12 protein-coding genes and 1 other RNA gene are annotated in these 14372 nt (G+C 61.4%); 4 read left to right on the top strand and 9 right to left on the bottom strand.

What is annotated here, in order from left to right:
- Positions 1 to 71 precede the first annotated feature (71 nt).
- From gcvP to ACJ8HB_RS18200, 7 genes are all read right to left on the bottom strand, one after another.
- Positions 72 to 2951 carry an aminomethyl-transferring glycine dehydrogenase gene (gene gcvP, locus ACJ8HB_RS18230; protein ID WP_047570624.1) on the bottom strand — a complete coding sequence of 960 codons (2880 nt, stop codon included), beginning with the start codon at positions 2949 to 2951 and terminating at the stop codon, positions 72 to 74.
- Positions 2952 to 3043: 92 nt separating this feature from the next.
- On the bottom strand, positions 3044 to 3430 hold the full coding sequence (gcvH, locus tag ACJ8HB_RS18225) for a glycine cleavage system protein GcvH (RefSeq protein WP_047570623.1): 387 nt from the start codon (positions 3428 to 3430) through the stop codon (positions 3044 to 3046).
- A gap of 46 nt (positions 3431 to 3476) precedes the next feature.
- On the bottom strand, positions 3477 to 4574 hold the full coding sequence (gene gcvT, locus ACJ8HB_RS18220; protein ID WP_047570621.1) for a glycine cleavage system aminomethyltransferase GcvT: 1098 nt from the start codon (positions 4572 to 4574) through the stop codon (positions 3477 to 3479).
- A 507-nt stretch (positions 4575 to 5081) separates the two neighbouring features.
- Positions 5082 to 6284 (bottom strand): FAD-dependent 2-octaprenylphenol hydroxylase, encoded by a 1203-nt coding sequence (gene ubiI, locus ACJ8HB_RS18215; protein ID WP_047570619.1) that lies wholly within the window; start codon positions 6282 to 6284, stop codon positions 5082 to 5084.
- Positions 6285 to 6364: 80 nt separating this feature from the next.
- Entirely contained in the window at positions 6365 to 7543 is a 1179-nt protein-coding gene (ubiH, locus tag ACJ8HB_RS18210; RefSeq protein ID WP_047570616.1) for a 2-octaprenyl-6-methoxyphenyl hydroxylase, read from the bottom strand.
- Position 7544: 1 nt separating this feature from the next.
- Complete coding sequence (gene pepP / locus ACJ8HB_RS18205) at positions 7545 to 8861, bottom strand: Xaa-Pro aminopeptidase (protein ID WP_041036580.1); 1317 nt, start codon at positions 8859 to 8861, stop codon at positions 7545 to 7547.
- Between the two features lie 55 nt (positions 8862 to 8916).
- Positions 8917 to 9495, bottom strand: coding sequence for a YecA/YgfB family protein (locus ACJ8HB_RS18200; RefSeq protein WP_033635861.1), 579 nt, complete (start codon positions 9493 to 9495; stop codon positions 8917 to 8919).
- Between the two features lie 319 nt (positions 9496 to 9814).
- Here ACJ8HB_RS18200 and zapA point away from each other — a divergent pair, with 319 nt between their 5' ends.
- From zapA to ACJ8HB_RS18185, 3 genes are all read left to right on the top strand, one after another.
- Positions 9815 to 10144 carry a cell division protein ZapA gene (gene zapA, locus ACJ8HB_RS18195; RefSeq protein ID WP_004931621.1) on the top strand — a complete coding sequence of 110 codons (330 nt, stop codon included), beginning with the start codon at positions 9815 to 9817 and terminating at the stop codon, positions 10142 to 10144.
- Positions 10145 to 10184: 40 nt separating this feature from the next.
- Positions 10185 to 10367, top strand: a non-coding RNA gene (gene ssrS, locus ACJ8HB_RS18190) — 6S RNA.
- A 52-nt stretch (positions 10368 to 10419) separates the two neighbouring features.
- Positions 10420 to 11028, top strand: coding sequence for a 5-formyltetrahydrofolate cyclo-ligase (locus ACJ8HB_RS18185; protein WP_047570613.1), 609 nt, complete (start codon positions 10420 to 10422; stop codon positions 11026 to 11028).
- Positions 11029 to 11076: 48 nt separating this feature from the next.
- Here the strand turns inward: ACJ8HB_RS18185 and serA are convergent, their stop codons facing one another.
- Both serA and rpiA read right to left on the bottom strand, forming a co-directional pair.
- Complete coding sequence (gene serA / locus ACJ8HB_RS18180; protein ID WP_025304156.1) at positions 11077 to 12315, bottom strand: phosphoglycerate dehydrogenase; 1239 nt, start codon at positions 12313 to 12315, stop codon at positions 11077 to 11079.
- A gap of 292 nt (positions 12316 to 12607) precedes the next feature.
- On the bottom strand, positions 12608 to 13264 hold the full coding sequence (gene rpiA / locus ACJ8HB_RS18175; RefSeq protein ID WP_025304157.1) for a ribose-5-phosphate isomerase RpiA: 657 nt from the start codon (positions 13262 to 13264) through the stop codon (positions 12608 to 12610).
- Positions 13265 to 13468: 204 nt separating this feature from the next.
- Between rpiA and ACJ8HB_RS18170 the strand changes: the two genes are divergently transcribed.
- A complete protein-coding gene (locus tag ACJ8HB_RS18170) occupies positions 13469 to 14362 on the top strand; it encodes a LysR family transcriptional regulator ArgP (protein WP_033635863.1) in 894 nt (297 codons plus the stop codon).
- Positions 14363 to 14372 lie beyond the last annotated feature (10 nt).

Here is a 14372-nt window from a genome sequence, read left to right as displayed (position 1 = left end):
TAGGCCGCAATAAAATAAAAAGGGACACCGCATGATGCGGTGTCCCCCGAACACAAACTTTGCCGAACGTGTTATTCGTAGTCGCTCATCGGCACGCAAGAGCAGAACAGGTTACGGTCGCCGTACACGTCATCCAGACGCTTAACGCTCGGCCAGTACTTGTTCTCGCGCACGCCGACCACCGGGAACACCGCCAGCTCACGGCTGTACGGATGCTGCCAGTCGTTAACCAGCTCAGCCTGCACGTGCGGCGCATTCACCAGCGGGTTGTCTTCCAGCGGCCATTCGCCTTTGGCGACGCGGTCGATCTCACTGCGGATCGCCAGCATCGCATCGATAAAGCGATCCAGCTCCACTTTGCTTTCCGACTCGGTCGGCTCGACCATCAGCGTGCCCGCCACCGGGAACGACATGGTCGGCGCGTGGAAGCCGAAGTCGATCAGGCGCTTGGCGATGTCCATTTCGCTGATGCCGGTCTCTTCCTTCAGCGGACGAATATCGAGGATACATTCGTGTGCCACGCGGTGATCGCGGCCGGTATACAGAATCGGATAGGCGTCTTTCAGGCGGGTAGCGATGTAGTTGGCATTCAGGATCGCCATCTGGCTGGCCTGCTTCAGGCCTTCCGCGCCCATCATGCGGATGTACATCCAGCTGATAGGCAGGATGGAGGCGCTGCCGAACGGCGCCGCGGAGACCGCGCCCTGCTGGGTGGTTACGCCGTCGATCTGCACGACGCTGTGGCCCGGCACAAACGGCGCCAGGTGCGCTTTCACGCCGATCGGGCCCATGCCCGGGCCGCCGCCGCCGTGCGGGATGCAGAAGGTTTTATGCAGGTTGAGGTGCGAAACGTCCGCGCCGATGTAGCCTGGCGTGGTGATGCCCACCTGGGCGTTCATGTTGGCGCCGTCCAGATACACCTGGCCGCCGAACTGATGCACGATCTGGCACACTTCGCGGATGGTTTCTTCATACACGCCGTGGGTCGACGGGTAGGTCACCATGATGCAAGAGAGCTCTTCGCCCGCCTGCTCCGCCTTGACGCGCAGATCGTGCAGATCGATGTTGCCGTTCTTGTCGCAGGCGACCACCACCACGCTCATGCCCGCCATCTGGGCGGATGCCGGGTTGGTGCCGTGCGCGGAGCTCGGGATCAGGCAGACGTGGCGGCCCGCTTCGTTGCGGCTTTCGTGGTAGCGGCGGATCGCCAGCAGGCCGGCGTATTCGCCCTGCGCGCCGGAGTTCGGCTGCATGCACACCGCGTCATAGCCGGTCAGTTGCACCAGCCACTGAGACAGTTGGCCGATCATCTGCTGGTAGCCGGCAGCCTGCTCCGGCGGGCAGAACGGGTGCAGCTCGGAGAATTCAGGCCAAGTGATCGGGATCATTTCCGCCGCGGCGTTCAATTTCATGGTGCAAGAGCCCAGCGGGATCATCGCCTGGTTCAGCGCCAGATCTTTGCGCTCCAGGCGATGCATGTAGCGCATCATCTCGGTTTCGCTGTGATAGCGGTTGAATACCGGGTGGGTCAGGATCGGATCCTGACGCAGCATGGCGGCCGGGATCGACTGACTGTTCTTGCTCACCGCCGCGTCCAGCGCGTCGATGTCCAGGCCGTGGTTGTCGCCGGCCAGCAGTGCGAACAGCGTTTGCACGTCTTCGCGCGAGGTGGCTTCGTCCAGCGTGATGCCTACGGCGCCGTGGATATCGGTACGCAGGTTGATGCCGAAGCTCAGCGCGCGTTCCAGCACCGCCGCTTTGTCTTTCACTTCAACGGTCAGGGTGTCGAACCAGGTGTTGTGGCGCAGCGTCAGGCCGGCCTTCTGCAGCCCGGCGGCCAGAATGTCGGTCAGGCGATGGATACGCCCGGCGATGCGCTGCAGCCCCTGTGGGCCATGGTACACCGCGTACAGGCTGGCGATGTTGGCCAGCAGCACCTGCGAGGTACAGATATTCGAGTTGGCCTTTTCGCGGCGGATATGCTGCTCGCGGGTCTGCATCGCCATGCGCAGCGCGGTGTTGCCGGCGGCATCGCGGGAAACGCCGATGATGCGGCCCGGCATCGAGCGCTTGAACTCGTCGCGGCAGGCGAAGAAGGCGGCGTGCGGGCCGCCGTAGCCCATCGGCACGCCGAAGCGCTGCGCGGAGCCGAACACCACGTCGGCGCCCTGCTTGCCCGGCGCGGTCAGCAGCACCAGGGCCATGATGTCGGCGGCCACGCTGGTGATGATTTTGCGCGATTTCAGTTCGGCCAGCAGCGCGCTGTAGTCGTGCAGCTCGCCGGTGGTGCCCACCTGTTGCAGCAGCACGCCGAACACGCCGTCCAGCTCCAGCACTTTTTCCGCTTTATCGACGATGACGTCGAAGCCGAAGGTTTCGGCGCGGGTGCGCACCACGTCCAGCGTCTGCGGATGCACGTCGTCAGCCACGAAGAAGCGGTTGGCGTCTTTCAGCTTGCTGGCGCGTTTGGCCAAGGCCATCGCTTCGGCGGCGGCGGTAGCTTCATCCAGCAGCGAAGCGGAAGCCAGATCCAGGCCGGTCAGATCGAGGGTCACGGTCTGGAAGTTCAGCAGCGCTTCCAGACGGCCCTGCGACACTTCCGGCTGATAAGGGGTGTAAGCGGTGTACCAGCCCGGATTTTCCAGCATGTTGCGCAGGATCACCGGCGGCGTCAGCACGGCGCTGTAGCCCATGCCGATATAGGATTTGTAGCGCTGATTCTGCGAGGCGATCGCCTTCAGCTCAGCCAGCGCCTGGTGTTCGGTCGCCGCGTCGCCGACCGGCGGCGGCCCCGGCAGCTGAATGTCCGCCGGCACGATCTGTTGGATCAGCGCGCTGAGCGAGCGAGCGCCCACCGCTGCCAGCAACTCCTGGCGTTGTTCCGCAGAAGAGCCGATGTGGCGTTCGATGAACGCTTCGCTGTGTTCGAGTTGGCTGAGTGTCTGGGTCATTGCTACAAATTCCTGAATGCTTGCGTGATACGGGATATAGCTTGAACGGTAACTAAAACGCCCCGGCCGAAAGGCCTGGGGCGTGGTCACGATTACTCGTCGATCGAGGCCTGATAAGCCGCGGCGTCCAGCAGGTTCGCCAGCTCGCCTTCGTCGGTGGCTTTAATCTGGAACAGGAAGCCGTCACCGTAAGGTTCGCTGTTGACCAGCTCCGGGGAGCTTTCCAGCTCGCCGTTCACCGCCACGATTTCGCCGCTGATTGGCGCGTAAATGTCCGACGCCGCCTTGACGGACTCCGCCACAGCGCAATCTTCACCGGCGGCGACGCGGCGGCCCACTTCCGGCAGATCGACAAACACCATATCGCCCAGCAGTTCCTGCGCGTGTTCGGTGATGCCTACGGTGTAAACGCCGTTACCTTCTGCACGAACCCACTCGTGGGAGGATGCGTATTTCAATTCTGTTGGCACATTGCTCATCGCCGGTTACTCCTTCGAAGAAATAAAAGAATCAATCAATAAAAAATCAATTTGTCAGCGGCTTGCCGGCGCGGACGAAACCGGGCTTGGTCACTTTGACCGGCATTTCACGGTTGCGGATCTGCACGATGGCCTGCTCGCCGATGCCCGCCGGCACGCGCGCCAGCGCGATGCTGAAGCCCAGCGTCGGAGAGAACGAACCGCTGGTGATCACGCCTTCGTGGGTTTGCCCCGCCGCGTCGGTGAAACGCACCGGCAGCTCATTACGTAATACGCCTTTTTCCGTCATGATCAAGCCGACCAGTTGCTCGGTACCCTGCTCGCGCTGTTGTTCCAGCGCTTCGCGGCCGATGAAACGGCGATCTTCCGGCTGCCAGGCGATGGTCCAGCCCATGTTGGCGGCCAGCGGTGAAACGCCTTCGTCCATCTCTTGCCCGTAGAGGTTCATGCCCGCTTCCAGACGCAGCGTGTCGCGCGCGCCCAGACCGGCCGGCTTGACGCCCGCGGCCAGCAATTTTTGCCAGAAATCCGCCGCCTGATCTTTCGGCAGCGCGATCTCATAGCCGGCCTCGCCGGTGTAACCGGTGGTGGCGATGAACAGCTCGCCGGCCTGTACGCCGAAGAATGGCTTCATGCCTTCAACCGCGCTTTTTTGTTCCGGGGTGAACAGCGTGCCGGCGCGCACTTTGGCTTGCGGGCCCTGCACCGCGATCAGCGCCAGATCGTCGCGCACCGTCAGCGCGACGCCATACGGCGCAGCGTGCTCTTCGATCCAGGCCAGGTCTTTGTCGCGGGTGGCGGAGTTCACCACCAGGCGGAAATAGTCTTCAGTGAGGAAATAAACGATCAGGTCGTCGATCACGCCGCCGGAGGCATTCAGCATGCCGGTGTACAGCGCTTTGCCGGGTTGGGTCAGTTTGGCGACGTCGTTCGCCAGCAGGTAGCGCAGGAACTCGCGGGTGCGGGCGCCGTGCAGATCCACGATGGTCATGTGGGACACGTCGAACATGCCGGCATCCTGACGCACCGCGTGGTGCTCATCAAGCTGCGAGCCGTAGTGCAGCGGCATCATCCAGCCGTGAAAGTCTACCATGCGCGCACCGCACGCCACGTGCTGGTCGTACAGTGGGGTTTGCTTTGCCATCTTTTCCCTCTTTCCACTCGTCGCTAGAAGTTAGGGTGCTGCCACGCAATGCGGCGGAGCCTGGCTCGCGGCCCGATCGCCATGGCGCACTGACTGCTCAACACAAATGCTGCGCCAGGACGGGCGAAAACTGCGTGCAACCGCCGTGACGCAAACGATACCTTTCCCTCGAACTTATCACCGAACGACCACATTAACCATAAGTTAAAATAGGCTCATCGCCGTTCCGGGGCGGTAAAATGCCGGGTTAGTGTGCAGAGTTTTTCACTGGAAAAATGCGCTTTAAGGCACAAAATTAACAATTAAAGCGGCAAAACTCCGAAGTTATATAACAAACCGACGGCCGCACATGAGATTCCGACTTTTGATAACCGAACATGGAATTAGAAAAAGTAATGATAAAAAGCGGCTGAAATTAGATTATTTCAAATGAAGGGTTATATAAGGAAAGACGATGGCATAAGGCGAGAAGCGCGAGCCCGCGGAGGGCTCGCAGAAGGCAGGATGTCAGGCAAGCCACTCGGGCAGATCGTTCAGGCCCATCGCCTGACGCACCAGCTTCGGCTTGACGCCCGGCAGGCTATCCGCCAGCCGCAGGCCCACGTCGCGCAGCAGCTTTTTGGCCGGGTGGTTGCCGTCGAACAGTTCGCGGAACCCCTGCATGCTGGCCAGCATTACCGCCGCGCCATGTTTGCGGCGGCGCTCATAGCGGCGCAGATAGAGGTGCTGGCCGATATCCTTGCCCTGCCGCTGCAGGCGGCGCAGTTCGGAAATCAGCTCGGCGGCGTCCATAAAGCCCAGATTCACGCCCTGCCCGGCCAACGGATGCACGGTATGCGCCGCATCGCCCACCAGCGCCAGGCGGTGCGCGGCGAAACTGCGCGCATAGCGGCCGGTCAACGGGAACGCCAGCCGTTCGCTTTCCAGGCTGCAAGCCCCCAGGCGCATGTCGAAGGCCATCGCCAGTTCGCGGTTGAACTGCGCCGGTTCCAGCTGCTTGAGCCGCTCGGCGTCTTCCGGCGTCACCGACCAGACGATGGAGCTCAAATGCGGATCGCTGAACGGCAGGAACGCCAGAATGCCGTCGCCGTGGAAAATTTGCCGCGCCGTCGCCTGATGCGGCTCTTCGGTGCGAATGGTAGCGACCAGCGCATGGTGGCGGTAATCCCAGAAGGTAAGCGGAATGTCGGCGTGCTGGCGCAGCCACGACTGGGCGCCGTCGGCGCCGATCATTAGGCGGGCGGTCAGCATGCGGCCATCCTCCAGCGTGACGAAAGCGTCGTTCTCGCCCCACGCCACCTGCTTGAGCGCGGCCGGGGTAATCAGCGTGATGTCCGACAGGCTTTCGGCGCGTTTCCACAGCGCCTGCTGGATCACCGAGTTTTCGATGATGTGGCCAAGATGGCTGAAGCCGCTCTCGTCGCCGCGGAAGGCTATTTTGCCAAAGCTGTCGCGATCCCACACTTCCATCGCGTTGTAGGCGCTGGCGCGCAGCTGGAGAATGTCGTCCCACACGCCGATGTGCTGCAGCAAACGCTCGCTGGCGGCATTGATGGCGGAGACCCGCAGCGCAGGCTGCTCCGACGGCGGCGCCATGTCCGGCTGGCGCTGCTCCAGCACCGCCACGCGCAGCCCGCTGCCCTGCAGGCCGCAGGCCAACGCCAGCCCCACCATACCGCCACCGGCGATAATCACGTCAAATGATTGCATGCTGCTCGATTTCCTTAAATAATGCGCGACGCCTTGTCGCGCCGCGTTTTGGGCGCGCCACAGGGCGCCCGATTCTGTGTCTAACGTTCCACCCAGCCCAGCGTGCGCTTGGCGAAGGCGTCGCGCACCGCCGGCAAACGCTCCATCGCCATCAGCCCCAGGTTGCGGCCGACCACCAGCGGGGCATAACGGTTGGCGAACAGGCGGATCAATCCGTCGGTCACGCCGATCGTCGCCTGCTGATCGTTTTGCCGCCGCTGCTGATAGCGGCTCAGCAGCGCATAACCACCGGCGTCTTCGCCGCTGTCCATCGCTTCTGCCAGCGTTTCCGCCAGCGACATCACGTCGCGCAGACCGAGGTTGAACCCCTGCCCGGCGATCGGATGCAGCGTCTGCGCCGCGTTGCCCACCAGCGCCAGACGATGGCTGACATGTCGATCGGCGGTCAGCAGGCTGAGCGGATAGCTGTGCCGTTTACCGGCCTTGAGGATGCGCCCCAGCCGCCAGCCGAAGGCCTGTTGCAGCTCGGCGATAAATCGCTCGTCGTCCCAGGCGTCCACCCGGGCGCGATCTTCGCGCGCATGGCACCACACCAAAGAACTGCGCCCCTGCGACATCGGCAGCAGCGCCAGCGGCCCGTAGCGGGTAAAACGCTCGAAGGCGCGCCCCTGCGGATCTTCCGCCGTGGTGACGTTGGCGATGGTGGCGAACTGCGGATAGTCCTCCTGCCGCCACTGCACGTTGCAGGCCTGCGCCAGCGCCGAACGCGAACCGTCGGCCGCTACCAGCAGTTGCCCGCACAGGCGCAGACCGGTATCCAGTTGTACTTCCGCCCGCTCGGCGGTGCGAATCACGTCCACCACCCGCGCGGGGCAGTGCAGCGTAACGCCCGGCGCCTTCGCCAGCAGCGCGAACAGCCGCTGCCCGGCGTCATGCAGTTCGATCACCTGGCCGAGCGCATCGACCTGATAATCCTGCGCCTGCAGATTCACGAAACCGGCGTGGCCGCGATCGCTGACGTGCACCTGAGCGATCGGCGTAGCACAATCGCGCAGCGCCGGCCAAACGCCGATGCGCGCCAGCTGTTGGCAAGTGCCCTGCGCCAGTGCGATGGCGCGGGCGTCAAAGCCCGGATGGCTGCGGTCATCCGGCCGAGTCGCCTCGACCAGATCCACCGCCATTCTTCCCTGAGTAAGCGACGAGATAGCCAGCGCCAGCGTCGCGCCCGCCATACCGCCACCAACGATAATTACGCTCATTTTATGACCTTGCCGCCGCCATCAACGCTTCGATGGCATCGGCGTCTTTCACCACGGTAGCGGTCAGATTTTCATTGCCGTCGGCGGTGATCACGATGTCGTCCTCGATGCGGATACCGATGCCGCGGTATTCCGCCGGCACGTCCGCATCCGGCGCAATGTACAGCCCCGGTTCCACGGTCAGCACCATGCCCGGCTCCAGCAGCCGATCGCGGCTCGGCGTGCCGTAGTGGCCGACGTCGTGCACGTCGAGGCCCAGCCAGTGGCTCAGCCCGTGCATGAAGAACTGCCGGTGCGCCTGCTCGGCGATCAACTGATCGACTTCACCTTTCAATACGCCCAGTTCCACCAGCCCGACCACCATGATGCGCACCACTTCGTCGTTGACTTCGCGGATGCTGGTGCCGGGTTTAAACAGTTCCAAAGCGCGCTGCAGCGACGCCAGCACGATGTCGTACACCGCGCGCTGCGGCTTGCTGAACTTGCCGTTGACCGGGAAGGTGCGGGTGATGTCGCCGGCATACCCCTGGTACTCACAACCGGCGTCGATCAGCACCAGATCGCCGTCGCGCATCTGGCTCTCGTTCTCGGTGTAGTGCAGGATACAGCCGTTTTCGCCGCTGCCGACGATGGTGTTGTAAGACGGGTAGCGGGCGCCGAGGCGGGTGAATTCATGGTGAATTTCCGCTTCCAGCTGGTATTCGAACATGCCCGGGCGGCATTTTTCCATCGCGCGGGTGTGCGCCAGCGCGCTGATCTCACCGGCGCGACGCATCACCGCCAGCTCTTCCGGCGATTTGAACAGGCGCATGTCATGCAGCCACGGCCGCCAGTCGGTCACGGTGGCCGGCGCCTGCAGATTCTGGCGGAACCCCTTGCGCAGCTTGTCCAACGCGCCGAACAGGATCTGATCGGCATAGGCGTATTCGCCCTGCGCGTGGTAGACCACGTCCAGGCCGTTGAGCAGCAGGTGCAGCTGGTCATTGATTTCATCGAACGGCAGCGCGCGATCCACGCCCAGCTTCGCCGGCGCGGCGTCTTGCCCCAGGCGGCGGCCAAACCAGATTTCCGCCGTCAGATCGCGCACCCGGTTGAACAGCACGCTGTGGTTGTGCGTTTCGTCGCTTTTGATCAGCACCAGCACCGCTTCCGGCTCATTGAAGCCGGTCAGGTACCAAAAGTCGCTGTTCTGCCGATAGGGATAGTCTGAATCTGCACTGCGCGTCGTTTCCGGCGCAGAGAAAATAACCGCCGCGCTGGCCGGCGCCATTTTCGCCAACAGCGCCTGACGGCGGTTGTTGAATTCCTGCTGAGTCATTACCTTCTCCTGAAATCATGCCATCCGCATCGCCGGCGGAGGGCCGATAGGACGTTTAGTGCAACGTCGGTTTGATGTTTTCCGGCGCCGTTGGCTTGTGACGGGTGAATTCGCCGTAGCACATGATGGCGGCAACCCGCACATACTCCGCCACTTCTTCCAGCGACTGCTCCAATTCTTCCTGATCTTCGTCTTCGTCGTAGCCCAGCTGCGCGATGTTGCGCAGATCGTCGATCGCTTCACCGACTTCGTCTTTCACCTGGGCCAGTTTGGGCTGCATCATGCCCAGCCCGAGCAGGAAGTGGTTGACCCAACCGGCCAACGCGTCGGCGCGATCGAACACGCTGACGGCTTCCCCTTCCGGCAACATCAGTTGGAACAGGAATTCGTCGTCTTCCAGCGTTTCGCGCGTCACTTCATACAGCTGTTGCAGCGGTTGGCTGAGCGCCTGCGGGAAGGCGACGCCTTCGTTGGTCAGATCGTGCACCAGCGCCTGCCAGCCGGCATCACGGCTGCCGCCGCACAGCAGGCCGCTGATCAGGCCGTGCATTTCTGCCGCGGTCAGCGCCACCGACTGCTGGTTGAGGGCCACGGTCAAAGATTGGTAACTTGGAAATGTATTCTGTATAGACATGCGCATTCGTCATCGTTGGCAGGATAAGTTCGTGTTATGCTACCACCAAGGTCCGTCGCTATACCAGATAAGCGCGACACCTCAGTGGCTAGTTATAATCGCGATGTGGCAGGTTTCACACTGCGCCGTCGGGTGGCGAAAGTGCGGTAAATACGCATTTTGAAACCCTTTTTTGACTGGCAATGTGCGCCACAGTAGATTACAACCAGGTACTGAAAAAGGGGTTGTATCTTGGTACCGAGGTATATATAGTGGCGCCCGCTTTGACGGCCCGGCCAGGGCGGACAAGGCTGGCGCGAAATTTAGGCAGGAAGGTGGCATGTCTGCACAACCGGTAGATATTCAAATTTTTGGCCGCTCGTTAAGAGTCAATTGCCCGCCAGAACAACAAGATGCGTTGAATATGGCGGCGGACGATCTTAACCAACGGTTGCAAGATCTTAAAGTTCGCACTAGAGTCTCCAATACTGAGCAACTGGTTTTCATCGCGGCATTGAACGTCTGTCACGAACTTGCTCAAGAACGGTTGAAAACCCGTGACTATGCGTCCAATATGGAACAACGCATACGGATGCTGCAGCAGACCATTGAACAAGCGTTGCTTGAACAAGGTCGCATCTCTGAACGTCAGGATGCACAATTCGAATAACTTAATTTGTTGAAATCACAGTTTCGGCAACGAGTACAAAATTTCTCTGAGATGTTCGCCAGCGGGCCAGTCCCCTGAGCCGATATTTAGTACAAACAGAATGTGTTGCTCCGCGATCGGTGAGCACGCTCGGTGCGCCGAGAAGCCTTAAGATTGCGACGGCACGTTCACCTTGAACCATGGGTTCAAGGGTTACAGCCTGCGACGGCATCTCGGAGATTCCCCTTCTCAGCGGTTTATGTGTGCCGAACGCCACACTGAGCAAGCCTGATACGATGCCTTTTCAACCCCAATTTGCGCAGCAGCGCCAAGCCATTCGTCAACTCATACGCCAACGTCGGCGCGAGCTTACGCCGGGCCAGCAACGCTTTGCCGCAGACAAGATAGCCGAGCGCCTCGTCGCGCATACGCACATTAAGGCGGCGCACAGCATCGCGGTATTCCTGTCGTTTGACGGTGAACTCGACACCGGGCCGCTGATCGAGCAACTGTGGACGCTCGGCAAACGGGTTTACCTGCCGGTGCTGCACCCGTTCAGCCTGGGCCACCTGCTGTTCCTACGCTATGCGCCGGAAACGCCGCTGGTGCGCAATCGCTTCAATATTCTCGAACCGTGCCTCGATGTGCGCCAGGTGCTGCCGCTGGGCGAGTTGGACGTCGTGCTGACGCCGCTGGTGGCGTTCGATCATACCGGGCAGCGTCTGGGCATGGGCGGCGGCTTTTACGATCGCACCCTGCAAAACTGGCGCAGCGGCGGCCCCTATCCTATCGGCCTGGCCCATGATTGCCAGCAGGTGGAGCGCCTGCCGATCGAGCACTGGGATATCCCGCTGCCGGAAATCCTCACCCCGCTCTGCAGCTGGGCGTGGCACGAGCCCAAATAGCAAAAGGCCGGATCGCTCCGGCCTTTTTTGTTGCGGCGAGCCGCCGAATCAGAACAGCAGACGGGCGCGAATGGTGCCGTCGATGGCCTTCATGCGCTGCAGCGCGGCGTCGGCGCGTGCGGTTTCCGCTTCGATGTCGATCACCACGTAGCCGATTTCCGGCCCGGTTTGCAGATACTGTGCGGCGATGTTAACCCCCTCTTCGGCGAAGATCTGGTTAATCTGCGTCAGCACGCCCGGGCGGTTTTCGTGGATGTGCAGCAGGCGGCTGGCGTTCGGGCCATGCGCCGGCAGCGACACTTCCGGGAAGTTGACGGCAGACAGAGTCGATCCGTTGTCGGAGTATTTCGCCAGCTTGCCGGCCACTTCGTCGCCGATATTCTCCTGCGCTTCCTGGGTGGAGCCGCCGATGTGCGGCGTCAGCAGCACGTTGTCGAACTCACACAGCGGCGAGTTGAACGGATCGCTGTTGGTCGCCGGTTCTTCCGGGAAGACGTCGATCGCCGCGCCCGCCAGGTGATTGCTGGCCAGCGCGTCGCACAGCGCGGGAATATCCACCACGGTGCCGCGCGAAGCGTTGATCAGAATGGCGCCCGGCTTCATCAGCGCCAGCTCTTCCGCCCCCATCATGTTCTTGGTGGCCAGCGTTTCCGGCACGTGCAGCGTCACCACGTCGCTCATATTGAGCAGATCGGACAGATGGCGCACCTGCTGCGCGTTACCTAACGGCAGCTTGTTCTCGATGTCGTAGAAGAACACCTTCATGCCCAGCCCTTCGGCCAGAATGCCCAGCTGGGTGCCGATGTGGCCGTAGCCGATGATGCCCAGCTTTTTGCCGCGCGCCTCGTAGGAGCCCACGGCCAGTTTGTGCCACACGCCGCGGTGCGCCTTGGCGTTGGCGGCCGGAATGCCGCGCAGCATCAGCAGCAGCTCGCCCAGCACCATTTCGGCCACGGATCGGGTATTGGAGAACGGGGCGTTAAAGACCGGAATACCGCGCTTGGTCGCCGCTTTCAGATCAACCTGGTTGGTGCCGATGCAGAAGCAGCCCACCGCCACCAGTTTTTCTGCGGCGGCGAACACCTCTTCGGTCAGATGCGTACGCGATCGGATGCCGACGAAGTGCGCATCGCGGATGGATGCCTTCAGCGATTCGGTGTCTAACGCACCCTTATGGTATTCGATGTTGGTATAACCGGCGGCACGTAAATTATCGACCGTGCTCTGATGAACCCCTTCCACCAACAGGAATTTAATCCTGTCTTTCTCCAATGATACTTTTGCCATTTACCCGACCCTATGTTCAGACTTCAGAAGCGGCTGTGACGACACAGCTCCCATCCAACATAACAAAAATAACGCGGGCGGCAATACAAACGATTGCCTGCCCGGCAGGACAAGGCGCAGCGTTGATGGCGGTTTACGGCAGAAAATGCCATAGGGAAAGTTTTCGGCAGAAGCTTTGGGGAGTCAGTTTTCACAATGTGACATAAGTCACCAAATTTGCCGTTTTTCAGAAAAGATATTTTAACCGAAGAATTATGCGGCCCGGCACTACCGGGCCACAAACGGCGGAGGTTTATTTGACCACTTTCACGCCTTCCGGGGTGCCGACCAGCGCCACGTCCGCGCCGCGGTTGGCGAACAGCCCCACGGTCACCACGCCGGCGATGCCGTTGATCTTGTTCTCCAGCGCGATGGCGTCGGTGATGCTCAAGTTATGCACATCGAGGATCACGTTGCCGTTGTCGGTCACCACGTTTTGGCGATACTCCGGCAGGCCGCCGAGTTTCACCAGCTCACGCGCCACGTAAGAGCGAGCCATCGGGATCACTTCCACCGGCAGCGGGAACTTGCCCAGCACGTCCACTTGCTTGCTGGCGTCGACGATGCAGATAAATTTCTTGGCGATGGCGGCGATGATCTTCTCGCGCGTCAGCGCCGCGCCACCGCCTTTGATCATCTGCATATGGCCGTTGATTTCGTCCGCGCCGTCCACATAAATATCGAGCGAGTCCACTTCATTGCTGTCGAACACATGGATGCCGAGGCTTTTCAGCTTGGCGGTGGAGGCGTCGGAGCTCGATACCGCGCCTTCGATCTGGTGCTTGATGGAGCCCAGCGCGTCAATAAAGTGGGCGGCGGTAGAACCGGTGCCGACCCCGACGATGGTGCCCGGCGTCACGTATTCCAGCGCTGCCCAGCCCACCGCTTTTTTCAGTTCATCCTGCGTCATAATATGTCCCTTGCCTCTGTACGAAAACGTGTGCGTATTATAGGGTAAAACGCTGTTTTTCACGCCGGCAGGATCACACTTATTTGCCGCAGCCCGCATTTTTAGCCGCTTAGCGGCGAGACGGGGGCGTGATTTTTCCACCTGCGCCGCGCGCAAAATGTGGCATAGTGCCGGTATCATTCTAATTTAAGGGATATCTTTCCGATGAAACGCCCAGACTATCGTACGCTGCAAGCGCTGGACGCGGTGATCCGTGAGCGCGGCTTCGAGCGCGCCGCTCAAAAACTCTGCATCACGCAATCGGCGGTATCCCAACGCATCAAACAGCTGGAAAACCTGTTCGGCCAACCGCTGCTGGTCCGTACCGTGCCGCCGCGCCCGACCGAACAAGGGCAAAAGCTGCTGGCGCTGCTGCATCAGGTGGAATTGCTGGAAGAAGAGTGGCTGGGCAACGACACCGGCGTCGATACGCCGCTGCTGCTGTCGCTGGCGGTCAACGCCGACAGTCTGGCAACCTGGCTGCTGCCGGCGCTGAAGCCGGTGCTGGCGGATTCCCCCATTCGCCTGAATCTGCAGGTGGAAGATGAAACCCGCACCCAGGAGCGGCTGCGCCGCGGTGAGGTGGTGGGCGCGGTAAGTATTCAGCCGCAGCCGCTGCCGAGCTGCCTGGTGGATCGGCTGGGGGCGCTGGATTACCTGTTCGTGGCCTCCAGCGCCTTCGCCGAGCGCTATTTCCCGAGCGGCGTCACCCGCTCCGCGCTGCTGAAAGCGCCGGCGGTGGCCTTCGACCATCTCGACGACATGCACCAGGCATTCCTGCAGCAGAACTTCGATCTGTCGCCGGGCAGCGTGCCCTGCCATATCGTGAACTCGTCGGAAGCCTTCGTGCAGCTGGCGCGTCAGGGCACCACCTGCTGTATGATCCCGCATCTGCAGATCGAAAAGGAGCTGGCATCCGGTGAGCTGATCGATCTGACGCCGGGCCTGTATCAGCGCCGCATGCTGTACTGGCACCGCTTCGCGCCGGAAAGCCGCATGATGCGCAAAGTGACCGACGCGCTGCTGGAACACGGCCACCAGGTGCTGCGCCAGGATTAAAACGAAAAAA

The organism is Serratia sp. CY27727, assembly GCF_052169275.1.
In the GTDB taxonomy this organism is placed as follows: Bacteria; Pseudomonadota; Gammaproteobacteria; order Enterobacterales; family Enterobacteriaceae; genus Serratia; species Serratia sarumanii.
Note: the sequence above shows the minus strand (reverse complement) of the source record. Positions and strands in the feature narration are given on the sequence as shown.

What these genes read in the sequence shown, in the direction of transcription:
- gcvP (WP_047570624.1), bottom strand. Translation starts at nt 2,951, where the DNA reads ATGACCCAGACACTCAGCCAACTCGAACACAGCGAAGCGTTCATCGAA.
- gcvH (WP_047570623.1), bottom strand. Translation starts at nt 3,430, where the DNA reads ATGAGCAATGTGCCAACAGAATTGAAATACGCATCCTCCCACGAGTGG.
- gcvT (WP_047570621.1), bottom strand. Translation starts at nt 4,574, where the DNA reads ATGGCAAAGCAAACCCCACTGTACGACCAGCACGTGGCGTGCGGTGCG.
- ubiI (WP_047570619.1), bottom strand. Translation starts at nt 6,284, where the DNA reads ATGCAATCATTTGACGTGATTATCGCCGGTGGCGGTATGGTGGGGCTG.
- ubiH (WP_047570616.1), bottom strand. Translation starts at nt 7,543, where the DNA reads ATGAGCGTAATTATCGTTGGTGGCGGTATGGCGGGCGCGACGCTGGCG.
- pepP (WP_041036580.1), bottom strand. Translation starts at nt 8,861, where the DNA reads ATGACTCAGCAGGAATTCAACAACCGCCGTCAGGCGCTGTTGGCGAAA.
- ACJ8HB_RS18200 (WP_033635861.1), bottom strand. Translation starts at nt 9,495, where the DNA reads ATGTCTATACAGAATACATTTCCAAGTTACCAATCTTTGACCGTGGCC.
- zapA (WP_004931621.1), top strand. Translation starts at nt 9,815, where the DNA reads ATGTCTGCACAACCGGTAGATATTCAAATTTTTGGCCGCTCGTTAAGA.
- ACJ8HB_RS18185 (WP_047570613.1), top strand. Translation starts at nt 10,420, where the DNA reads ATGCCTTTTCAACCCCAATTTGCGCAGCAGCGCCAAGCCATTCGTCAA.
- serA (WP_025304156.1), bottom strand. Translation starts at nt 12,315, where the DNA reads ATGGCAAAAGTATCATTGGAGAAAGACAGGATTAAATTCCTGTTGGTG.
- rpiA (WP_025304157.1), bottom strand. Translation starts at nt 13,264, where the DNA reads ATGACGCAGGATGAACTGAAAAAAGCGGTGGGCTGGGCAGCGCTGGAA.
- ACJ8HB_RS18170 (WP_033635863.1), top strand. Translation starts at nt 13,469, where the DNA reads ATGAAACGCCCAGACTATCGTACGCTGCAAGCGCTGGACGCGGTGATC.